This is a genomic window from Streptomyces sp. NPDC002793 (assembly GCF_040295485.1).
Classification (GTDB): domain Bacteria; phylum Actinomycetota; class Actinomycetes; order Streptomycetales; family Streptomycetaceae; genus Streptomyces.
Genome location: NZ_JBEOVL010000012.1, coordinates 153,892 through 175,704, shown reverse-complemented (window position 1 = coordinate 175,704; position 21,813 = coordinate 153,892). Strand labels below are relative to the sequence as shown.

18 protein-coding genes, 1 tRNA gene and 2 pseudogenes are annotated in these 21,813 nt (G+C 72.2%); 6 read left to right on the top strand and 15 right to left on the bottom strand.

Annotation, left to right across the window (positions count from 1 at the left end):
• Nucleotides 1-18 precede the first annotated feature (18 nt).
• Nucleotides 19-1,293, bottom strand: a complete 1,275-nt coding sequence (locus ABT001_RS14700) for a peptidoglycan-binding protein (protein WP_351276673.1) — start codon at nucleotides 1,291-1,293, stop codon at nucleotides 19-21.
• A gap of 184 nt (nucleotides 1,294-1,477) precedes the next feature.
• Here ABT001_RS14700 and ABT001_RS14695 point away from each other — a divergent pair.
• From ABT001_RS14695 to glxA, 3 genes are all read left to right on the top strand, one after another.
• Nucleotides 1,478-1,551, top strand: a tRNA-Lys gene (locus ABT001_RS14695).
• Nucleotides 1,552-1,877: 326 nt separating this feature from the next.
• Nucleotides 1,878-3,791, top strand: coding sequence for a glycosyltransferase family 2 protein (locus ABT001_RS14690; RefSeq protein WP_351276672.1), 1,914 nt, complete (start codon nucleotides 1,878-1,880; stop codon nucleotides 3,789-3,791).
• Nucleotides 3,788-5,722: a radical copper oxidase GlxA gene (gene glxA / locus ABT001_RS14685; protein ID WP_351276670.1), complete on the top strand. Its 1,935-nt coding sequence runs from the start codon at nucleotides 3,788-3,790 to the stop codon at nucleotides 5,720-5,722. The genes ABT001_RS14690 and glxA overlap by 4 nt, the downstream gene beginning before the upstream one ends.
• Nucleotides 5,723-5,818: 96 nt before the next feature.
• Here glxA and ABT001_RS14680 read toward each other — a convergent pair whose 3' ends face one another.
• The 8 genes and pseudogenes from ABT001_RS14680 to ABT001_RS14645 form a co-directional block, all read right to left on the bottom strand.
• On the bottom strand, nucleotides 5,819-6,859 hold the full coding sequence (locus ABT001_RS14680; RefSeq protein WP_351276795.1) for a glycoside hydrolase family 6 protein: 1,041 nt from the start codon (nucleotides 6,857-6,859) through the stop codon (nucleotides 5,819-5,821).
• A 264-nt stretch (nucleotides 6,860-7,123) separates the two neighbouring features.
• A complete protein-coding gene (locus tag ABT001_RS14675; RefSeq protein WP_351276668.1) occupies nucleotides 7,124-7,798 on the bottom strand; it encodes a class F sortase in 675 nt (224 codons plus the stop codon).
• 1 nt (nucleotide 7,799) lies between these two features.
• The gene (locus ABT001_RS14670; RefSeq protein WP_351276666.1) at nucleotides 7,800-8,375 is read right to left on the bottom strand and encodes a hypothetical protein; all 576 of its coding nucleotides are present in this window, start codon (nucleotides 8,373-8,375) and stop codon (nucleotides 7,800-7,802) included.
• A gap of 66 nt (nucleotides 8,376-8,441) precedes the next feature.
• Nucleotides 8,442-9,236, bottom strand: coding sequence for an HAD-IIA family hydrolase (locus tag ABT001_RS14665; RefSeq protein ID WP_351276664.1), 795 nt, complete (start codon nucleotides 9,234-9,236; stop codon nucleotides 8,442-8,444).
• 109 nt (nucleotides 9,237-9,345) lie between these two features.
• Nucleotides 9,346-9,569 (bottom strand): annotated as a pseudogene (locus tag ABT001_RS14660) (2-aminoethylphosphonate ABC transporter substrate-binding protein); the annotation flags it as partial.
• An 11-nt stretch (nucleotides 9,570-9,580) separates the two neighbouring features.
• Nucleotides 9,581-9,670 (bottom strand): annotated as a pseudogene (locus ABT001_RS14655) (GntR family transcriptional regulator); the annotation flags it as partial.
• Nucleotides 9,671-9,682: 12 nt separating this feature from the next.
• Nucleotides 9,683-10,555 (bottom strand): hypothetical protein, encoded by an 873-nt coding sequence (locus tag ABT001_RS14650; RefSeq protein WP_351276662.1) that lies wholly within the window; start codon nucleotides 10,553-10,555, stop codon nucleotides 9,683-9,685.
• A gap of 138 nt (nucleotides 10,556-10,693) precedes the next feature.
• Nucleotides 10,694-11,872, bottom strand: coding sequence for an ROK family transcriptional regulator (locus tag ABT001_RS14645; RefSeq protein WP_351276660.1), 1,179 nt, complete (start codon nucleotides 11,870-11,872; stop codon nucleotides 10,694-10,696).
• Nucleotides 11,873-11,928: 56 nt separating this feature from the next.
• Here ABT001_RS14645 and ABT001_RS14640 point away from each other — a divergent pair, with 56 nt between their 5' ends.
• The gene (locus ABT001_RS14640; protein ID WP_351276658.1) at nucleotides 11,929-13,035 is read left to right on the top strand and encodes a Gfo/Idh/MocA family oxidoreductase; all 1,107 of its coding nucleotides are present in this window, start codon (nucleotides 11,929-11,931) and stop codon (nucleotides 13,033-13,035) included.
• Nucleotides 13,032-13,511 (top strand): heme-degrading domain-containing protein, encoded by a 480-nt coding sequence (locus tag ABT001_RS14635; RefSeq protein ID WP_351276656.1) that lies wholly within the window; start codon nucleotides 13,032-13,034, stop codon nucleotides 13,509-13,511. Before ABT001_RS14640 ends, ABT001_RS14635 begins: the two co-directional genes overlap by 4 nt.
• Before the next feature lie 48 nt (nucleotides 13,512-13,559).
• Here the strand turns inward: ABT001_RS14635 and ABT001_RS14630 are convergent, their stop codons facing one another.
• The 3 genes from ABT001_RS14630 to ABT001_RS14620 all read right to left on the bottom strand — a co-directional run bounded on the left by ABT001_RS14630 (nucleotide 13,560) and on the right by ABT001_RS14620 (nucleotide 15,724).
• Nucleotides 13,560-14,420, bottom strand: coding sequence for a fumarylacetoacetate hydrolase family protein (locus tag ABT001_RS14630; RefSeq protein ID WP_351276654.1), 861 nt, complete (start codon nucleotides 14,418-14,420; stop codon nucleotides 13,560-13,562).
• A 125-nt stretch (nucleotides 14,421-14,545) separates the two neighbouring features.
• Nucleotides 14,546-15,316 (bottom strand): YidC/Oxa1 family membrane protein insertase, encoded by a 771-nt coding sequence (locus ABT001_RS14625; protein WP_351276652.1) that lies wholly within the window; start codon nucleotides 15,314-15,316, stop codon nucleotides 14,546-14,548.
• A 75-nt stretch (nucleotides 15,317-15,391) separates the two neighbouring features.
• Nucleotides 15,392-15,724, bottom strand: a complete 333-nt coding sequence (locus ABT001_RS14620; RefSeq protein ID WP_351276650.1) for a DUF6412 domain-containing protein — start codon at nucleotides 15,722-15,724, stop codon at nucleotides 15,392-15,394.
• A 191-nt stretch (nucleotides 15,725-15,915) separates the two neighbouring features.
• Here ABT001_RS14620 and ABT001_RS14615 point away from each other — a divergent pair, with 191 nt between their 5' ends.
• Complete coding sequence (locus ABT001_RS14615; RefSeq protein ID WP_351276648.1) at nucleotides 15,916-16,923, top strand: SEC-C metal-binding domain-containing protein; 1,008 nt, start codon at nucleotides 15,916-15,918, stop codon at nucleotides 16,921-16,923.
• A 23-nt stretch (nucleotides 16,924-16,946) separates the two neighbouring features.
• Here the strand turns inward: ABT001_RS14615 and ABT001_RS14610 are convergent, their stop codons facing one another.
• From ABT001_RS14610 to ABT001_RS14600, 3 genes are read right to left on the bottom strand one after another with little or no spacing between them, the layout of a single operon-like run.
• Nucleotides 16,947-18,404, bottom strand: coding sequence for an extracellular solute-binding protein (locus tag ABT001_RS14610; protein ID WP_351276646.1), 1,458 nt, complete (start codon nucleotides 18,402-18,404; stop codon nucleotides 16,947-16,949).
• A complete protein-coding gene (locus ABT001_RS14605; RefSeq protein WP_351276644.1) occupies nucleotides 18,401-21,166 on the bottom strand; it encodes a caspase family protein in 2,766 nt (921 codons plus the stop codon). Before ABT001_RS14605 ends, ABT001_RS14610 begins: the two co-directional genes overlap by 4 nt.
• A 5-nt stretch (nucleotides 21,167-21,171) precedes the next feature.
• On the bottom strand, nucleotides 21,172-21,726 hold the full coding sequence (locus ABT001_RS14600; protein WP_351276642.1) for a hypothetical protein: 555 nt from the start codon (nucleotides 21,724-21,726) through the stop codon (nucleotides 21,172-21,174).
• Nucleotides 21,727-21,813 lie beyond the last annotated feature (87 nt).

Here is a 21,813-nt window from a genome sequence, read left to right as displayed (position 1 = left end):
GTTCCGTCACTTCAGCCGTCACGCGAAGAGCCGTCGCCAGGTCTCCGGCCCCGGATATCCGTCGGCCGCGCGGCCGCTCCAGCCCTGGGCGCGCTGGAACGCCTCGACGTTGCGGCGGTCCACCTCCGTCCAGCGCGGGCCGGGGCCCGTCACGTAGTGCGCGCCGTACCCCTTCTTCACCAGCTGCTCGCCGAGCCGCTGGACATGGGCGCCGGACTGTCCGGGCCGGAAGAAGCTCGCCCCGGGGAACGCCGCGCCGCCGCCCGGCTCCACGGCGGGGATCCTGTTCCCCGTGCCGTTGACCAGGAGGCCCCAGGTGGCCGGGCCGGGGATGCCGTCCGCGTGCTCGCCCTTCCACCCCTGCGCCAGCTGGAACGCCCGCGTCGCCCGCTCGTCCGCGTCGCTCCAGCGCGGCCCCGCTCCCTGCCGGTAGAAGCGCTCGCCGCCCCGGGCGATGAGCAGCTGCCCGAGCCGGGCGACGTACACGTTGTCCGCACCGGGACCGAACGACCCGGCCCCGGGGAACCCGGTGGCCGTGCCGCTGTCACCGGCGCCGCTGACGACGCCCTTGTAGCGGTAGGCCACGTACTTCGAGGAGTTGCTCCAGTACGCCATCGGCGTCTTCGCCTTGCGCGTGTTCGGGCGGGCCTGCTCGTACGCGAGGTAGTGACTGTGCGTGTCGTCGGCCCAGCCGCCGAAGACCGTCACGTGCGACCCCACGGAGGGGTCGGCCAGGTTGTGGAAGAGGAGGATGTCGCCCGGTCGCAGGTCGGCCCGGGCGATCTTCGTCCCGAAGGCGGCGAGACTGCCGGTCCACTCGTTGGTGCCGAGGTCCCAGGCCATCGACACGAAGCCGGAGCAGTCCTGCCGGTAGCCGTCCGACCAGTACGCCCCCATGTCGTACGGGACCTTCGCCGTCACCCATTTCTGGGCGCGGGCGATGATGTCGGCCCGGGTCGTCGTGCGCTGCACCGTGTCCGTGGGGGCGGGTGCTTCCGAGCCCCCGTCGCTGTTCAGGGGGCCCACCGGGCCTTGCGGGGTGCCCGGCTGGGGGTCGGCCGTCGTGCCGGTGCGCCCGTCGCGCCCGGCGGCGGTGGCCGCGGCCTGGCCGGCCCCGCAGGACAGGACCACCCCAGCGGCGGTGACCAGCACGAGCGCCCGCCTCGCACCGTGCGCCGCCGGGTGCCCGCCGTGGCGTACGGGCAGCGCGGCCGCCGTGCGGCGGCGTCGGGCGCAGCCCGGGCAGCCGCAGTCGGCGGCGGGTTCGTACTCCTCGAAGACCGGCACAGTCATGCGGCTCCTCTTCCCCTCGGCAGTCATCCAGGTCGTCCAGGTCGTCCGTGACTCAGCGTCCCCAACTTTCCGGGCATATCTCATGGTGGCGGACTAAAGGGAAAAAACGACCATACGACAGGCCGCCGGAGAGAACTGGTCGGGAGCACTGCCGCACATCGGGTAAAGTTGTCCAGGTCAGCAGGCGCCGTTAGCTCAGTTGGTTAGAGCAGCTGACTCTTAATCAGCGGGTCCGGGGTTCGAGTCCCTGACGGCGCACGCAACAGCGAAGCCCCTTCACCCAGCGTGAAGGGGCTTCGCTCATGTCCGCCCCGGCGCGGGATGACCCCCGGGGGCGCCTTCCGTCACCCCTGTGCGCCTCCTTCACGGTATTCCCTCAAATCGCACGTATGGCTGGTAAACAGCCCGTTTCACCCTTGCGTTTACGCCGCGTATCGGACAACCTGACCAGGTGTCGGCCGGTGGATCCACGGATCTCCCGGCCCGGGGGAGCACAGATCAACTTTTCGGCGGAGTGGGGACTCCACCGTCATACGCACAGGCAGAACATCACGCAGGGCGATCCTGTGTGCGGGGGGATGACCATGACGTCGACGCCGTCAGGCGACCGGCAGCACAACGACCCTGCCCGGACGGTCCAGCTGCGGTTGCCTCCGCAGCCACGCACCGGAAGGCAGCGCCGACAGCCCGAGCAGACACTGCCGCGCTACGACTACGAGCACTACAGCCGGCTCGCCGGGCCGCTGACCCAGCCCGACCCCGGCCGGCCCTACACGGTGCGCTACCGCTCACTCCTCTCGCAGGAGACCCACCGCATACGCGCGGCCCTGCTGCTGGGCGCCGCGCCACTCGTCTCGCTGGGCCTCTTCGCGTGGCTCATGCAGCCCGAGCACTGGACGGAACGCGACCCGAACCTCCGGAACGACACCCTGCTCGTCCTCGACATCGTCATGCTGGTGTCGATCGGCCTCATCGAGCTCTTCCGCACCCTGAACGTCCTGTCGAACGCGCACGCCACACTGGTGGCCCGTGACCCGGTGCCCGTCATACCGGAGAGCGGCACGAAGGTCGCCTTCCTCACCTCCTTCGTCCCGGGCAAGGAGCCCCTGGAGATGGTGACGAAGACGCTGGAGGCCGCCGTGCGGATCCGGCACCGCGGACCGATGCACGTCTGGCTCCTCGACGAGGGCGACGACCCCGCCGTGAAGGAGGTCTGCGCCCGGCTCGGCGTGCAGCACTTCTCCCGCAAGGGGGTCGCCCACTGGAACCAGGCCAAGGGCCCGCACCGGGCGAAGACCAAGCACGGCAACTACAACGCCTGGCTCGACGCGCACGGCGACGCGTACGACTTCTTCGCATCGGTCGACACCGACCACATCCCGCTGCCCAACTACCTGGAGCGGATGCTCGGTTACTTCCGCGACCCGGACATCGGTTTCGTCATCGGCCCGCAGGTGTACGGCAACTACGACACCTTCGTCACCAAGGCCGCCGAGTCCCAGCAGTTCCTCTTCCACGCTCTGATCCAGCGCGCCGGCAACCGCTACGGCTCCCCGATGTTCGTCGGCACGAGCAACGCCGTGCGCATCTCGACCCTCAAGCAGATCGGCGGCCTCTACGACTCGATCACCGAGGACATGGCCACCGGCTTCGAGATCCACCGCCACCGCAACCCGCTCACCGGCAGGAAGTGGCGCTCGGTCTACACCCCCGACGTCCTGGCCGTGGGCGAGGGTCCGACGGCGTGGACCGACTTCTTCACCCAGCAGCTGCGCTGGTCCCGGGGTACGTACGAGACGATCCTCAAGCAGTACTGGAAGGGCTGGTTCTCGCTGCCGGCGGGCAAGCTCTTCAACTACACGATGATGATCATCTTCTATCCGATGTCGGCCATGAACTGGATCCTCGCCGCCCTGAGCTGCGCCCTGTTCCTCGGCATGGGAGCCTCCGGTGTCCAGATCGACCCGGTGATCTGGATGATGCTCTACGGCAACGCCTCGGCGCTCCAGATCGGCCTCTACGTCTGGAACCGCCGCCACAACGTCTCGCCGCACGAACCCGAGGGCTCCGGCGGCCTCGCCGGCATGGCGATGTCCGCGCTCTCCGCGCCGATCTACGCCCGCTCCCTGATGGACGCGGTGCTGCGCCGCAAGAGCTCGTTCGTGGTGACGCCCAAGGGGGACTCGTCCAGCCCGGACACCCTCTTCGGCACCTTCCGCATCCACCTCTTCTTCATCCTGGTCTTCGGCGGATCGATCGCCGCGTCGTTCGTCCTCGGGCACAGCCATCCGGCGATGCTCACCTGGGCCTGCCTGGCGCTGCTGATCACCGCCGCGCCCGTCGTCGGCTGGCGGTACACGGTCCGCGCCGAGCGGAAGAAGCGCCGGGGCGGGCCGCCCGCGACCGCGCCGGCCCCCGGGCCCGTGCCGCAGCCCGAACCCTCGTGGGCGGGCAATGAAGACACCGTGCAGATCGCCCTTGGGGGACGTAACCGATGAAGTACCGTCCGAGCCGCCGTACCCGCCGCCTGGCGATCGGTACGGCGGTGGTCCTGGCGCTCGCGGGGGCGAACGGGCCCTGGCTGTACCGCTTCGGCACCGAGCGGTACCACGAGTACGCCATCGACCAGCCGGAATACAAGGCGGAGAACGGCCACTGGGACTTCCTCGACGTCCCGGCCGAGTTCCGGATCAACACGATCCACGCCGCGCTGCTGCACACCGGCAAGGTGCTCCTCGTCGCGGGATCCGGCAACGACCAGAAGAACTTCGACGCGAAGAGCTTCCGGTCGGTGCTGTGGGACCCGGAGGAGAACACCTACAGGAACATCGCCACGCCGAAGGACATGTTCTGCGCCGGGCACACCCAGCTCCCGGACGGCAAGCTCCTCATAGCCGGCGGCACGAAGCGGTACGAGAAGCTCGAAGGCGACGTCACCAAGGCCGGCGGCCTGATGATCGTGCACAACGAGAACCCCGACAAGCCCATCACCCTGCCCGCGGGCACCAGCTTCACCGGCCGGGACAACGGCAAGACGTACAGCTCCAAGGACCCCGTGCTGGTGGAGAAGGCCACCAAGGTCTTCGACAAGGCGACCGGGAAGTTCCTGCGCAACGAACCGGGGCTCGGCCGGATCTACGTCGAGGCGCAGAAGTCCGGCGCGAAGTACGAGACGGGCACCGAGGACAACTACCGCGTCTCCGGGCTCACCGGCGCCGACAGCCGCAACACCTACGGGATCGCACAGAAGCTGGCCCTCGACAAGAAGGACTTCCAGGGCATCAAGGAAGCCTACGAATTCGACCCGGTGGCCGAGAAGTACATCAGCGTCGACCCGATGAACGAGGCCCGCTGGTACCCGACGCTCACCACCCTGGAGGACGGCAGGGTCCTCTCCCTGTCCGGGCTGGACGAGATCGGGCAGATCGTGCCGGGCAAGGACGAGATCTACGACCCGGAGACGAAGACCTGGGAGTACACCGGCTTCGAACGGAGATTCCCCACCTATCCCGCCGTCTTCCTCATGAACAACGGCAAGCTCTTCTACTCCGGCTCCAACTCCGGCTACGGGCCCGCCGACGTGGGCCGCGACCCCGGAATCTGGGACCTGGACTCCAACACCTTCGAGAAGGTCCCCGGGCTCAGCGACCCGGACCTGATGGAGACCTCGGCGACCGTACGGCTGCCTCCCGCGCAGGACGAGAAGTACCTGGTGATCGGCGGGGGCGGGGTCGGTGAGTCCGAGAGGTCCAGCGAGAGGTCCCGACTGGTCGACCTGACGGAGGACGACCCGCGCTTCGAGGACGGCGCCGCCCTCTCCGAAGGCACCCGCTACCCGAGCGCCTCGCTCCTCCCTGACGACTCACTGCTGGTCACCGGCGGCTCCAGCGACTACCGGGGGCGCAGCGGTTCGAACATCCTGCAGGCCAGGCTGTACGACGCGAAGTCGGACTCCTACCAGCGGGTCGCGGACCCGGCGGTGGGCCGCAACTACCACTCGGGGTCCGTGCTCCTCCCCGACGGCCGGGTCATGATCTTCGGCTCCGACTCGCTGTACTCCGACGACGCGAACACCCGGCCCGGCACGTTCGAGCAGCGCATCGAGATCTACACGCCGCCGTACCTCTACCGCGACGACCGTCCCGAGCTGACGGCGGGGCCGGAGCGCCTCTCCCGTGGCGGGACGGGGCTGTTCACGACCCGGCACGCCTCGTCGATCACCTCGGCGAAGCTGATGCGTCCCAGCGCGGTCACGCACGTCACGGACACCGACCAGCGGTCGATCGCCCTGGACCTGAAGAAGTCCGCCGACAGCATCACCGTGACCGTCCCGGAGAACCGGGCCCTGGTCCCGTCCGGCTGGTACATGCTCTTCGTCACGAACGCCGACGGCACACCGTCCGAGGGCATGTGGGTGGAGATCCCGTGACCTCCGGGGGCCCTGGTCTCCGGGCCCTCGGTCTCCGGGCCCTGGTCCCGGAGACCGTGGGCCCGACGGGGATCTCCACCCCTGGGGCCGGCCCGCCTACTTCGCGGCGCGGGCCAGCCCCAGCGCGTATTCAGGCCACCAGTCCCCGGCCTTCGGGCCGCCCTTGCAGTCGCCGTCCGACTCCCCCGGGCGCTTGATCCACAGATAGGCGTCCACCAGCTCGTCGCCCGTCTCCGTCGTCGGGGTCTCGCCGAGGGCGCGGCCCGGCGGGTTGCACCAGTTCTCCGCGGGGTCGCCCCCGTCGTACGGGCCGTTGCCGTTACGACTGGTGTCGATCACGAACGGCTTGCCGCCGACCTTCGCCGACAGCCGCTTGCCGAAGTCCGTGCTGGCGGCCGTGGTCTGGAAGTTGGACACGTTCACCGCGAAGCCGTCAGCCGCCGCGACACCGGCCCGTTGCAGAGGCTCGAACAATGCGTCGGGCGACTGCCATCCCGCGTTGCCCGCGTCGACGTACACCGTCGTCCCGGGCTGCTGCTTCAGACGCTCGACCGCGCCCTTGAGCAGGGCGTACCGCTCCTCGTGGAACTCCTGCGGCGTGCACCCGTCCACCAGGTGCAGCAGCGCGTCCGGCTCCAGGATCACCGTGGCCCGGCGGTCACCGATGCCCTGGGCGACACCGTCCACCCACGCCCGGTAGGCGTCGCCGTCCGCGGCACCTCCCTTGGAGAACTGGCCGCAGTCCCGGTGCGGGATGTTGTACAGGACGAGCAGTGCGTCCCGGCCGGCCCGCTCGGCCGCCTCGGTGTAGCCCTTCGCGGCCCCCTGCGGATCGTCCGGGCTGAGCCACTCCCCCATGGGCTGTTCCGCGATCTTCCGGATCAGCTCGGCGTTCCCTTTGTCGCCGTCCCCCGCATAGGCGGCGACCTGCCGCGCGGCGCTGCCGTCGGGGTTGACCCAGTACGGGTCGTCGCCCTCGGGCTGTTGGCCGACGACGGCCGGTGCGTCCTTCCCCCCGCCGTCGGACGAGCCGGCCTCGGACGCGCCGTCGCCGGACGAGGAGCACCCGGCCAGCAGCAAAACCGCGGCCGCCCCGGCGACCGCACACGCTATTCGTCCGGTGTAACTGCCGTACATCCGCTCCCCCTTGTACTGATGCACTGCCCGGTCGAATCCATCCTGGCACAGCGACCCGAGCCCCGGACGCCCCCGCCCGGATCCGGACATCTTGCCAAAAACCCGCCGGGTGAGGCGCCGCGTCGGCCTACAGTGTCGTCCCGGTACGAACGACTCGACCTCCCGCGTCGTGCCCGGGCCACTCCCGCGGTCCGGGCAGCGCGGTGGAGGACCGGCCCGGCCGGCGCTCCGAGGGGGAGCGGACGCCGACCGGGCCAGGCTGGTTCAGACGTGACTCCGCTCCGGACCCTTCTCCGCCGTCAGGTACGCGGAGACGATGACGTTGGCCGTGTAGGCACGGGTCTCGTGGTCGTACGTACCGCCGCAGGTGATCAGCCGGAGCTCGGCCCGGCCGTCCTCGCGCGGCCCGTACGCCTTCTGCGCGTCGAAGCGTTCCCGGGTGACGACCTGGACGTCGTCGATGGTGAATTCGGCGACCTTCCCGTCGGATCTGCTCACCCGGACCTTCTCGCCCGGCCTCGCGGCGCTCAGTCCGTAGAACACGGCGGGCTTCGTCTCCGTGTCGACGTGGCCGACGAAGAGCGCGGCACCCTCCGTGCCCGGCTCGGTGCCCTCGGCGTACCAGCCGACGGCGCCCGGGGTCGCGAACGGCGGTGGCTCGATCGCGCCGTCGTCGTCGAGGCCCCGCCGTACGACGGTGGCCTCGATGTCGAGGGAGGGGATCTCGACCCGCTGCGGCGCGGCGCCGTCGAGCGGATCGTGGGCCGGCGGCAGCGGTGCGCCCAGGGGGCGTCCGACCGCCGCGACGTCACCGGTCGTCGGGGCCGAGTTGCCCGCGGTGGCCGCGCGGCCCCACAGCCACAGACCCAGCAGGAGTACGGCCCAGGCGACACCGGTCAGCAGGCGTCCGCTTCCGGCGGGACGATCCGCGGCGGACATGTCAGTGCTGCGCCGGGCGGCGGCGTCGCGCGCTGCGGAACGCGACGGCGACGGCCGCGACGGCGCCCAGTCCGAGGCCGATCACCGCGTGCCGGGTGCCGGGGCCCTCATCGGCCGCGGCCTTCTCGGCGAGCACCGCGGTGCCTCCGCCGCCGGCCCGCACGGGGGCGACGGGCGAGGGGCGGCCGTGGTGGACGACGGTGACGGTGCCGGTGGCCTTGCCGTGGCCGTCCTTGCAGGTCACCCAGACCTCGTACTCATCGGGTGCGGCGTCGGAGCGGATCCGGGCGTGCGCGACGAGGCCTTTGCCGTCGGCCGGTTCGAAGCGCGCTTCGGAAGCGAACGCCTCGGAGTTGCCGCGGGCCGACTTCCCCTTGCCGCAGACGTCGACCCTGAGTTCCACCTCCCCGCCGGGGGAGACACGGGAGGGGCTGACCGAGACCGTTCCGGTCCGGTCGTCGCTCACGGGAGCGGCGGGGACGGCGGGGACGGCGGGGACGGCCAGTGCAGCGGATGTGGGAAGGGATATCGCCCCGGCCGCGACTGCGGCACAGAACGTGAGGTGCAGTGAACGCATCGTAAACCTCCTGAGGGAAGGTTCACGCGCGAGGCGGCGTCCCGCATCCGCTGTAGGCCGGTCGGGTCACCGCACGGGCAGGTCCACGAGGTCGACGAGGTCGGCGATGGAGCCGACGACGGTGGAGGGCCGGAAGGGGTACCGGTCGATGTCGGCCTCCGAGGTCAGGCCGGTGAGGACGAGGAAGGTCTGCATGCCCGCCTCCAGACCGGCGAGCACGTCGGTGTCCATCCGGTCGCCGATCATGGCGGACGTCTCGGAGTGGGCGCCGATGGCGTTGAGTCCGGTCCGCATCATCAGCGGGTTGGGCTTGCCCGCGAAGTACGGCGCCTTCCCGGTGGCCTTGGTGATCAGTGCGGCGACCGAACCGGTCGCGGGCAGCGGGCCCTCGGCGGACGGGCCGGTCTCGTCCGGGTTGGTGCAGATGAAGCGGGCGCCGCCGTTGATCAGCCGGATCGCCTTGGTCAGGGCTTCGAAGCTGTAGTTCCGGGTCTCTCCCAGGACGACGTAATCGGGCTCGTGGTCGGTGAGGACGTAGCCGATGTCGTGCAGTGCGGTGGTGAGCCCCGCCTCGCCGATGACGTACGCCGTACCGCGCGGCCGCTGGTCGTCCAGGAACTGGGCGGTGGCCAGGGCGGAGGTCCAGATGTTCTCCACGGGCACGTCCAGCCCCATGCGCTTGAGGCGCGCGTGCAGGTCCCGGGCCGTGTAGATGGAGTTGTTGGTGAGGACCAGGAACGGCAACCCGGACTCCCGCAGCCGCTTGATGAAGGCGTCGGCCCCGGGGATCGGCGTGCCCTCGTGGATGAGGACACCGTCCATGTCGGTCAGCCAGGATTCGATCGGCTTGCGCTCTGCCATGTGACGGGCTCCTGCCGTACGCGCTGTGCACTCGAGGTGCTGGACGCCGGCGGCACCGCGTTGTGCAGCGCCGACGCCCTGATTTTAGACCGAGGGGCGCCGCCTGCGGTCAGCTGCCGGTGGCCGATTTCCAGGCTTCGACGTACTCGTCGAGGCCGGTGCTGATGGTGGACCGGTCCGGCTCGAAGATCTCCACGCCCTTCATCAGCCCGGCGAGCTCCACGGCGTTGGCGTCGGTGGCCTCGATGTCCTTGCGGACGCTGACCCGCCGCCGACCGCGCTGACGTCCTTCTGGGCCTGTTCGGAGAGCATGAAGTCGAGCGGTTCCTTGCCGCACCCGCTCCCAGCGGCAGCCCGTCGGCGTCCCGCGAGATCCTGTGGATCAGCAGCATCGGCAGTGCGGGCGGGGTGCCGATCAGCAGTGCCTCGCGGGGCCCCTGGCCGGATCAGTCCCGTACGCGGCGGATCCTCCGTGCCCCGGCCAGCGCGGCCACCCCACCGGCGAGCAGCACGCCCGACGCGATCCCGGCCGCTGCTGCCTGGTCCGCCCGCCCGGTGCGGGCCAGTTCGGGATCCTCCTCCGTGCCGCCCTCCTCGCCGGCGTCCGCACCGGGGCCGGTGGCCTCCAGGTCCGTGCCGCCGTCGAGGGCGCCCTCGACGATGTCGAAGGTGTAGTCCTCCGACTCCCCCACCCAGTCACCGTCGCCGTTCTTCTCCTCCGCCGCCGCCAGCCGCTGCACGACGGCCGCGTTGGCCGTGACCCGGCCGGGCTCGGTGTCCGAGGTGAAGGCCATCCGGACCTGGACGGTGACGGTGTCCCCCGCCGGGACGGTGAAGCCGGGGAAGTCGTCGTCCTCGCCGCCGCCGAAGACGCCGATCTGTTCGTGCCGCTCCGTGGTCTCCCAGGAGACCCGGTGCCGCGTGTCCGGGTCCGCCTCCTCGGAGAACTCCAGCTGGATCCGGGTGGGGGAGAGCGCGCGGCCCTCGTCGGTGAGCACCAGCACCGGGTGGATGGCCACGCACCGCTCGGAGGTGGTGTTGGTGAGGTCGAGGTACCAGGTCCCGTAGCCGCCACCGGCGGCGTAGGTGTCCGGGCCGCCGTGGATCCGGGTCTCGATCGGGAAGTGTTCGGCGTCCGGATCACCGCAGGTGGCCTGCCGGTCGTCGGCGACGACGGCGGTGGGTGCCGCCGGTGCGGAATCCGCCTGGGTGCCGCCGAGGAGGACGGCCGGTACCGCGAATCCGGCCGCCAGCCCGAACGTCCCGAGGGTGGAGAAGACACGGCCCTCGCGCGGCCGTGCGGGGGGTTTGGGGCCCATCGGAGAACACCCTTCGCTGCTCGCGAACGACCGGCGCGGAGGGCCACCGGCTGCCGCGGACGACGCTGCCACGCGTGCGCGGGGGCTGCCACCGCCTGCCGGTGAAGACCGCCCGTTCGGGCGTCGGAATCCGCCCGATCAGCTCTGCTCGGCCCGCTCCGCCGCGGCCCGCTTCCCCGCCCCACCCAGGTCCCCGGCCTCGCCCGCCCGGCCGAAGAGCGGCGCGAGGACGAGCTGGGCGGCGCCTTCGGCGACGGGGCGGTCGCCGCCACCGGCCACGGTGACGGGCACGGCGGTGGGGGCGCCCTCCCGCCGGGCACGCTCCTCGACGACGGCGCGGACCCCGCTCACGTAGGCGTCCTCGTGGGCGGCGACGACGCGTCCGCCGAGTACGACCCGGTCGATGTCGAGCAGTCCGACGAGGTTGGCGGCGCCCGCCCCCAGGACCCTGGCCGCCTCGGCGATGTCACCGCGGGCGGCGGCGGTGAGGCAGAGCACCTCGACGCAGCCGCGCCCGCCGCAGCCGCACGGGGGCCCGTCCAGTTGCAGGGTCTGGTGGCCGAACTCCCCGGCCCCGGTACGGGCCCCGCGGTGCAGGGCGCCGCCGAGGACGAGCCCGGCGCCGAGGCCGGTGCCCAGGTGGAGGTAGGCGAAGTCGGCCTCGGCGGGTTCGCGCAGCGCCAGACCCAGGGCGGCGGCGTTGGTGTCCTTGTCGACGACGACGGGCAGCCCGGTGTGTGCGGCGAGGGCGTCGCGCAGCGGGTAGCCGTCCCACTGGGGGAAGCCGGTGACCCGGTGCAGCACCCCGCCCCGGTGGTCCAGCGGCCCCGGCAGGGCGGCGCCCACGCCGAAGACCCGGCGGGCCGCGGTCCCGGGGGCCCGGGGTGCGTCCGCCAGTACGGTCCGCACCGCGCGGGCGGCCTGGGCGAGGACCTCGGCGGCCGGGGCCCCGAGGTCGAGCGGGAGGACACGGGTCGCGACCGTGGTGCCGGCGAGGTCGGCCAGGACGGCGGTGAGCTCGTCGCGGTCCAGGTGGAGCCCGACGGCGTACCCGGCGTCCGGGACCAGCCGCAGCACGGTGCGGGGTTTGCCGCCCGTGGAGGCGAGCCGGCCGGCCTCGGCGGCGAGCCCCTCGGAGCGGAGCCTCACGGTGATCTTGCTGACGGCCTGCGGGGTGAGTCCGGTGCGCTCGGCGAGCTCCAGGCGGCTGATGCCCTGCTCACCGGCGACGCGCAGCAGATCGAGGACGAGCGACGCGTTGTGGTGACGCAGGGCCGGCAGATTCGCTCCGCCACTCCTGCTGTTGCTCCTGTTCACGCCACCATTGTCTCCATCGCTTGCACTTTGGCAACACCGTTGCTTAAGTGGATCGCATGACTGCCAACGCTCCTCTCCGCGTCGGGCTCGTCGGCTACGGCCTGGCGGGTTCCGTCTTCCACGCCCCGCTGGTCTCCGCGACCGAGGGCCTCGTCCTCGACACGGTCGTCACGTCGAACGAGGAGCGTCAGGCGCAGGCCCGCGCCGAGTTCCCCGGCGTGCGTCCGGCCGCCTCGTCCGACGAGCTGTGGCCGCGCGCGGGCGAGCTGGACCTGATCGTGATCGCCTCGCCCAACAGGACCCACGTCCCGCTCGCGAAGGCCGCCCTGGAGGCGGGGCTTCCGGTGGTCGTGGACAAGCCGCTCGCCGGCACGGCCGCCGAGGCGCGTGAGCTGGCGGCCCTGGCTGAGGAGCGGGGGCTGCTGCTCTCGGTGTTCCAGAACCGCCGCTGGGACAACGACTTCCTGACGCTGGCCGGTCTGATCGAGGACGGCGAGCTCGGTGAGGTGCAGCGCTTCGAGTCCCGTTTCGAGCGGTGGCGCCCGCAGCTGAAGGGCGGCTGGCGCGAGTCGGGTGACCCGGAGGAGATCGGCGGCCTGCTGTACGACCTGGGCAGCCACGTCGTCGACCAGGCGCTGACCCTGTTCGGCCCCGCGGTGCAGGTGTACGCGGAGTCCGACGTACGCCGCCCGGGTGCGGCGGCCGACGACGACACCTTCATCGCGATCACGCACGCCGGCGGGGTCCGCTCGCACCTGTACGTGAGCGCCACGACCGCCCAGCTCGGCCCGCGCCTCCGGGTGCTCGGCTCGAAGGCGGGCTATGTGAAGTACGGCCTGGACCCGCAGGAGGCCGCGCTGCGCGAGGGCGCGCGTCCGGCTGCCGGTGTGCCGTGGGGCGAGGAGCCGGAGGCGCTGTGGGGCCGGATCGGTTCCGGCGAGTCCCCGCAGACCGGCGGCGGCGACCCGGTCCGCACCCTTCCCGGCGACTATCCCGCGTACTACGCCGCCGTCGCCTCCGCCCTGCGCGGCACGGGCGAGAACCCGGTGACGGCGCTGCAGGCCGCCGCCGCACTGGACGTCCTGGAGGCGGCGCGGCGCTCGGCCCGCGAGGGTGTGTCCGTAACCCTCCTTCCCCACCACGACGAGGAGCAGCACGCATGAGCACCGGTGCGCCGACCATCTCCGAGCTGATCGCGCAGGAGCGGCGTCTGACGCTGCCGCGTTTCGGCTACGACGACGCGTACGCGCTGGGCGGCCTGCTGGTCGCGCTGGCGCGTGAGCGGCACGCCCCCGTCGCAATCGACATCCGGCGGGGCGGCCAGCAGCTGTTCCACGCCGCGCTGCCGGGTTCGAGCGCGGACAACGACGCCTGGATCGACCGTAAGCGGAGGGTGGTGGAGCGGTACGGCGAGAGCTCCTACCTGGTCGGTACGCGGTTCCGGGCGAAGGGCACCACGTTCGAGGAGTCCTCGCGGCTGGACCTGGACACGTACGCCGCGCACGGCGGCTCGTTCCCGATCGCCGTGGAGGGTGCGGGCGTGATCGGCTCGGTCACCGTCTCGGGCCTGCCGCAGGCCGAGGACCACGCGCTGGTGGTGGAGGCGCTGGAGCAGTTCACGGCGCGTCCCCGGGCCTGACGCAGAGCGCGGCCGCCGGGATCCCGGCGGCCGCGCCCCGCCCCGCGTCTACGCGTCCTTGAGCTCCTGGCGCTGGCGGCCCAGGCCCTCGATCTCCAGCTCGACCACCTGTCCGGCGCGGAGGTAGGGCTTCGGCTCGGGCCGGCCCATGGCGACGCCCGCCGGGGTGCCGGTGTTGATGATGTCGCCCGGGTAGAGCGTCATGAAGTGGCTGAGATAGCGCACGACCTCGCCGACCGGGAAGATCTGCTCGGCCGTCGTGCCGTCCTGCTTGAGCTCCCCGTCGACCCACAGCTTCAGCGGCAGCGCCTGCGGGTCGGGCACCTCGTCCGCGGTGACGAGCCAGGGGCCCAGCGGGTTGAAGGTCTCGCAGTTCTTGCCCTTGTCCCAGGTGCCGCCGCGCTCGATCTGGAACTCCCGCTCCGAGACGTCGTGCGAGATCGTGTACCCGGCGACGTGGCCCAGTGCCTCCTCCGCGGAGTCGAGGTAGCGGGCGGTGCGGCCGATGACGACGGCGAGCTCCACCTCCCAGTCGGTCTTCCGGCTGCTGCGCGGCACCAGCACCGTGTCCTCGGGGCCCACGACGGTGTCGGGGGCCTTGAAGAACAGGATCGGCTCCTCCGGGATCGCCGCCCCGGTCTCGGCGGCGTGGTCGTGGTAGTTCAGCCCGATGCACACGATCTTGCCGATGCGTCCGAGGGGCGGCCCGACCCGCAGTCCCTCCGCGTCGAGCGGGGGCAGGACGTCGGGCGTCTGGGCCGCCTCCCTCACCCGGGTCAGCGCCGAGGCGTCGGCGAGGAGCTCGCCGTCGATGTCGGTGATGAGGCCCGAAAGGTCACGCAGGGTCCCGTTACGGTCCAGCAGTGCGGGGCGCTCCGAACCCGCCGTACCCACACGAAGAAGCTTCAACGGTCCATCTCCCCTTGGTCGAGATCGAGCCCGTCGATGGGTTGCGGCCAGCGAAAGGCTCGTCCGATCCTCCAAGACATCGGATCACTCCGCAAGACCCTGTTCACACACTGGACCCGCCGCCCCTATACGGCCGGGGCCACGGCGGCTTCGGCGGCCGGGGTCTCCCGGTAGAGGTAGGCGCGCTCGACCGCCGTCCAGGTGGTGCTGGTGACGATGTACAGGGCCGCCGCCAGCGGCACGTAGGCGACGGAGACGAGGGTCAGGAAGGACATCAGCGGCATGACCTTCGTCATCGCGCCCATGCCAGGCACGGGCTGCCCGTCGGGGCCGGTGGCCGGTGTCATCGGGTTCGCGGCCATCTGCCGCTTGGTGCGGCCGTAGTTGAAGGTGGCGACGGCGGCGACGACCGCGAAGAGCGCGAGGTAGACCAGCCCCTGCCCGCCGAAGGGGCCGCCGTCGGCGAGCGCGTGGTGCCAGCGTTCGCCGAGCGGGGCGCCGAAGAGCTCGTGGCCGAGCAGCGCGTTGGGCTCGCCGCCGATGCTCTGGCTGGAGAAGAGGTGGTAGAGCAGGAAGAAGGCGGGCATCTGGAGCAGGCTCGGCAGGCAGCCGGAGAGGGGTGAGACCTTCTCCTTCGCGTGGAGCTCCATGAGCGCCTTCTGCATCCGGTCGGGGTTCTTGGCGTGCTTCTTGCGCAGTTCCGTGATCTGCGGCTGGAGCCTGGTGCGGGCCTTCTGCCCGCGCGCCGCCGCCCGCGACAGCGGGTGGACGGCGAGCCGCACGAGGGCGGTGAAGAGGACGATCGCGGCGGCGGTGGAGGCGTGCTGGAAGAACGGCTGGAGCAGGTCGGCGAATGCGCCGACCAGGCTCGCGAAAGCGGACATGAACGCGGACATGGGTGAGCCCTCCGGGGGTCTCGTCGTGCCGGGGAGTGAATGACTCGGCAGGACGATCCGCGCAGGGGGTTCCCTCTACGCGGCCGTCAGGAGGGCGGAGCCGGGTGCTCGGGGCCTGGTGCGCCCCCGGGCGTCGGGATCCCGTTGCGGGAGGAACGCGGTGCGCTTCTCCCGGTCGCGCATGGCGGTGCGCACTCTCGTACGGGGTACGGGGGCGGCGCAGCGGGCGCTGATGACGGAGCAGACGAGGAGTGCCGAGCCGGCGGCCGCGGTGGCGGCGAGCGCGACGGCTGCGGAGAGGCTGCCGCCCTCGGCGAGCAGGACCTCGGTGAGGAACAGGACGAGGAAGGCGGCGGGGCGGAAGAGACGGGCGACGGCGCGGCGTACACGGTTCATGTCGTCGTTCATCGGCCCTCCCCCCGCGTTCGCACCCGTACGTGTCCTCCAGCCGTTATACACGATGGGTGTCCGGCGGCCGAAGGCGCCGAAGGGGGCGGTGGGGGCGGTACCGAGTGTTCTCCCCCCGGTCCTCCGGCCTTCATGAGCACTCCGGTCGACTCCCTCTCACCTTCCCCCTGACCCGCAGTACCGTGTGGTCCATGCGCCCCGACACGCCTGCCGACCACATCACCGAAGCCGAGCGCCTGCTGCGCACCGCGGCGCAGTATCCCGAGGACCACGAACCGCTGTTCCTCCAGGCCGCGGCCCATCTGGAGCTCGCCGGTGAACGTGCCCGCGCGAGCACTCTCTACGACGAGCTGCTGGGACCCTCCGAGACCACGATCGAGCGCCCGCACCTGGTGAAGGCGCTCAAGGCGGCCAACCTGTGGGAGTACGGCCACGAGGCGGAGGCCCGCGCGATCATCGACGGCATCCGCACGGCCGGCCCGCCGGACGCCGCGGCGTGGGAGATCGCCGCGGAGACGCTCGAAGCGCACGACGAGCTGGAGGCCGCCCACGACCTCTTCTCGGCCGCGCTGACGCTGCTCCTCGCGCCGGGCGAGGAGGTCCCGTACACCACCCAGTCGCTGCTGATCGGGCGGCATCGGGTGCGCAGGCTGAGGGGCACCGCCCATGACGCGTGGGACGAGCTGGCCGACACGCTGCACACGGCCGCCGTCCCCCTCGACGAGCTGCACGACCCGAAGCGCCTGTGGGCCCTCGGCTCCTCCGACCCCCACGAGCTGCAGGCCGAGATCAACCGGATCCGCGCCGAACTGGGCACCTACCGCAGCGCGTTGTCCCGTCCGTTCCCGGTCGCCGTACTGCGCTGGCCCGAGGGCGAGCTGCGCGAGCTCCTCACCACCTACCCGGAGCTGGCCCAGGAGTACGTCTCGCACGACGACCACCTGGCCCGCCTGGAGGCGGCGCTGCGGGACCTGCACGCCACGGGCACGCCGAATCTCGGCATCGTGACGGGCACGGTCCCGTCCTACGAGGCCTTCGCCGCCTCGGAGGCCGCGTCCCCGTCCGACCCCGATCTGCTCCCCCAGTACGCCACCACGCTGGCGGCCCGCGGTCGCGCCGTCCCCTGGCCCCCGGCGCGCAGCGCGGCGTGCTGGTGCGGTTCGGAGCGCCCGTACCGCGACTGCCACGGGGCTTCCTGAAGCGTCGGCCCCTGCGGGAGGCCTCATCTGCCGGCGAACACGTCCCGCAGGTCCTCGTCGAGCCTCTTCGCGGCCTCGGCGGTGTCGGGCCGCTGCGCGGCCAGCAGCGCGTGCACATGGCTCTGCAGCACCTGCGTGAACGCGCCGTAGTACGGGGTACGCGGTCGCTGCACCGCCTCGGTCAGCGCCTCGCCGAGCGTCTCGATGTACGCGGCACGCGCCTCGGGCCCCTGCCCTTCGGGTGCTCCCTCCCCTGTGGCCGCCGCCGCCTTGGGCGCGTCACCGGCCGGGCGGAGCGCGGCGGCGACGCGGGGGTGGCAGGGCTTCGCGGAGACGCCGTACGCGGAGGCCCGGGTCGCGGCGAATCCCGCGTCGAGCAGGCAGCGTTCGCTCTCCCGTGAGGTCAGGAAGGCGATGAGGGCCCGGGCGTTCTCGGCACGGGGCGAGTCGCCGGTGACGGAGGTGACGGCGAGGTTCTGCCCGCCGAGCACCGCCTTCCCCGGCAGCCGTTCCACGGCGTACTCCTCCGGGTCCATCAGCTCTTCCAACGCCCCGTAGGCGTAAGGCCAGTGGCGCAGGAAGACCGCCCGGCCCCCGGCGAAGTCGGTGAGGGACTCCGTCTCGTCGGACGTGAGGGCGGCGGGCTGGACACGCCCCCGGCCGACGCGGTCGAGGAGCGTGTCCAGCCCCTTCTTCAGCTCCTCCTTGCCGGAGCTGTACCTCCCTTCGCTGTCGGTGAGTTCGACCTCGGCGTCGGCGAACGCCTCGACGGTGTTGACGGTCAGGCCCTCGTAGAGGTCGAGCTGCGAGGTCCAGCCCGCGAGGTCGTCCCCGCGGACCGGGTTGAGGCCGAGGGTCTTGACGGTCGAGTAGAGCTGGTCCCACGTCCAGCCGGCGGTGCCGGGGTGCCTCTCCTCCGGGATGTCTGCCGCCGTCAGCAGGTCGGGCCGGTAGTAGAGGAGACCCACGTCGGTGTTGAACGGGCGGGCGTAGGAACGGCCCTTCCAGACGGTCGTGGCATGGACCTGTGGGAAGAAGTCGCGTGCGTCGTCGGCGGGCGCGCCGCTCTCCGCGGGGGGCATGGGGCTGATGAGGCCGGCCTCGGCGAATTCGGGGATCCACGTGATGTCGAGGTTGACCACGTCGTAGCGGGCGCTGCCGGACTGCAGGGCGCCGAGGAGCTGACTGCGCTGCTGGTCGGCGGCGCCGGGCAGCTCGACGAGCTTGGCCTGCTCGGCTTCCGACCCGGCGTGCAGACGGTTCCACTCCTCTATGAGCTGCTGCCGCACGCTGCCGGAGCCGGTGACGTCGAGCCCGCTGGCGACGACGATGGGCCCTTCGGCCCTCTGCTCGCCCCGGCCGGGCCCCTGCGCGCCGCCGGGCCCTCCCGTGCAGGCGGCGGAGAGGAACGCGAGCAGACCGCCGAGGGCGACGGCCGTCCTCGCCCCGCGGCGGCGGGAGCGACGCTTTCCGCGGGTCATCGCGCGTCCCCCGTCCCGGTCCTGGCGACCTCCGCCGCGAGCTCGGCCGCGAGGTCGTCGGCCGCGTCCAGGCAGCGTCCACCGCTCGCCTCGGCGAGCCGGTCCCCGAAGCGCCCGCCCGCGCAGGCGCCGTTCTGCAGGGCCACCGTCACGATCCTCACGTGGGGTGTTCCGGCCGCGTCCGCGACCAGGTCCTTCCGCGCGGCCTCCCCGACGGCCTCCAGGTCCTCACCGTCGGTGACCAGGACCAGCAGCCGGGGCTGCTCCACGTCGGGTTCCTCGCGCAGGGTGTCGAGCGCCGCCCTCAGGCCCTCCGCGATGCGGGCGTCGAAGGCGGCGGTCCCCGCGCCGGCGACGGCCTTCTGCGCACCGGCCCTGGTGTGCCGCCCGAACAGCACGAGGTCCGTGGCGGTCTTCCCGTCCTCGACGGCCGCCGTCCGCACCCCGTACTCGTCCTCGGCCCCGAGCGAGCTCATCGAACGGGCCACGAGCTCCTTGGCACCCCCGGTGCCGTCCCAGACGCGTTTGTCCGCCGTCGAGGTCGAGTTGTCGAGGAGGTAGAGCACCTTGCCCGGCCCGAGCGCGCCCCGGTAGCGGCTCAGTGTGTCGGTCAGCGACGCGGACACGTCGGTGCCCCGGCGGGTCGCCGGGATCTGTTCACGGACGGCCGTCGTGTTGTCCTCGGCCCGCAGCACCGAGTCGGCTGCGGGCGGTGCCGGGCCGCTCGTGCCGACGCCACGGAATCCGTCGTCGGTGAAGGACCGCTGCGCGTCCCCGTCCGTGGTCAGCCATGTGTAGAAGGCCTCGACGGCCGCCGTGCGGTCCTCGGCGTCCCGGTCGGCCCCGGCCCAGGTGACCCGGACGAAGGGCACGTCCAGCATCGGCACGTCGGAGGGGTAGTGGGCCACCCGGTGCGCCAGCGCCTCCGTCGCACAGCCGGGGCGGCCGGCCCGGCCCGCCGACAGGTTGAACTGCGCCAGGGTCTGCTCCGGTACGAGCACGGCGGCCCGGTCCTCCAGCGGGTTGTGCGTGCCGTCGGCCAGTGCGCACATGAGCTCCCGCGCGGTGGCGGGCATGGGCCGCAGAACCTGCGCCATGTCCTGTTCGACCGTGGCCGCGCGCCCGGTGCCGGACGCGGCGTAGAGCGCGTGGGTCGCCAGCAGGGCGCCTTCGGTCCCCTCCGGGTCGGGGCGCAGGATCTCGACCGGCTGGGCCTTCTTCAGCCCGGAGATGATCGCGTCCAGCGGATCGTCGGTCTGCAGGGACTGCGGCAGCGACAGGGTGTCCGGGACGCCGAGGACCATCGGTGTGTAGGCGAGGGAACCCAGGCGTTCGAGGTCCACGACGCTCTTCGCCGTGTCCCCCGCGTGCGCCCCGGGCTCGTCGGTCCCGGAGGCGGTCCCGACAGCGGTACCCGGGGCGGTGCCCGCCCCGGTCGCGGCGCCGCCGCCCACGCCCCCGGCCGTCGCCCGCTGCCACGCGCTGCCGGCCGCCGGGATCCAGATGTCCGGCTGCGCGCCGACGTCACGCTGGGGCCGCGCGCAGTCGCCGGAGGGCGGGCAGGAGGTGGGCGGTTCCTGCCAGAGCGAGGAGGACCTGAGGGCCGCCACGGCGTCGGTGGCCTTGGCGTCGTACACCGTGATGCCGACGGTCCGGCAGCCGGCGCCGTCCCGCTCCAGGTAGGTGTCGGCGGCCTTCTTCACGGTGGCCCGCAGATCGGGGTCGGTGAGCACGCGCAGCTCCAGGGGCGAGGCACAGTCACCGCCCGGGGTGGGGGCCAGGAAGTACCACGCCCCTGCCCCGGCGAGCGTGACGACACCCGCCAGCACGAGGGCTGTCGTACGTGTCATACGGCGGGCCAGGACGAGGAGCGCGCGGCGCGACCGGGTGGCCGGTCGCTCCCGCCCCGTCGAGGTCACCGTCCGCGGGACGGCCGCCGGGGGCGGCGGAGGGGGCGGGGGCGGGGGCGGCGGAGGGGGCGGGGGCGGCGGGGGCTTCGCGTCCGCCGGGTGTGCGAGCACCACGTCGTCGCCGTGCCGCAGCTCGTCCGGGATCCACGGATGCCCGTCGACCGCCTTGAGCGGCTCCATCGCCCGGCGTATCCCGGTGACGATCCGGGTGAAGGTGACCGGTTCTCCCTCGCCCGTGGTCAGCAGCCGGTGCAGGGCGGCCGTGAACTCCGTCCCGGTGGCGGGGTCGCCGGGCGGAATCTCCACGCCCGGCTCGGCCGCGGTGAGCAGGGCGAAATTCTGTCCGACGGCGGGGTTGAAGGACCAGAGGGCGTTTCCGGCGAAGCAGCAGTCCAGGATGACGACGACCCAGTCGGCATCGGCGCGGCGTAGCTCGGGCATCACGTCGTCGCGCCAGGACAGGGTGTCCACGAAGGGGTGACGCCGGTCCCTGGTGACCCGGGAGTCGGTGAACATCAGGTTGAGGTCGCTGCCGTCGGTGCGCACGATGCCGTGCCCGGCGAAGTAGACGACCAGCAGCCCGGTCACCTCCTTGCGGGCGGCGGTCAGCACGGCACGCACCCGGAGGGGGTCCACGGTGGCCGTCGGACCGCCGTCCGTGGGGACCACGACGAGGTCCTCGGGGCCGAGCACTCCGGTGGTGCCGTCGGTCAGGGCCTCGCGCATGAGGCGGAGGTTCGTCGCGACGGCGGGAAGGTCGTTCCGGGTGCCCGTGTAGTGCTCGACCCCGATGAGTACGGCTCTGTGCCGCTTGGCTCCGTTCTCCTCGCCGCGGGCGTCGTACGGCGGCACGGCCGCTAGACCTCTCCGGGCTCGTCGCCGCCGTGCGTCCCGTCGGACCCGCCGGACGGGGGCTCGGCCTCCGGGGGCCCGTCCCGGTCGGTGTCACGGTCGGTGTCCCGGCTCAGGCCGGCACCGGGCCCGCGCGACGGCCCGTCGAGGGTGACGCGGGGCGACTCCCCGGGGTCGGCGAAGCGGCGCCGGTTGCGCAGCCAGGTCTCCACGGAGCGCCACGCGTTCTCGGAGACGCTGCGGGCCAGCTCGACGGAGACGACCAGGATGATGTCCTGGATCAGCTCCCCGCCCATCGCCTCGATCTGGGTGAGCGAGTCCTCACGGGTCAGGGCGAGTTCGTCCCGCGCCAGCGCGTCCTCGAGGACCGGTGCGTTCCTCAGCCAGGTGTTCAGGGCTTCGAGGTCGTCACGCCGGGTGTGCGTCCCGACGAGGCTGATCCGTAACTCGACCTTCTCCTGCCCCTGTCGCTGTTCCCGCGCGCCCGTGCCCGACCCGTCCGTCATGCCCGCCCCCATCGGCCCCAGCCCCTCGCCCGCGAGGGGCTGCTCACTGAACACAGAATCATTGCACGGGCGTTGACAGGGGACACCCCTCCGTTCAGCTCCATCTGGAGCGCGTTACGCGCCCCACCGGTCACTCCCGCG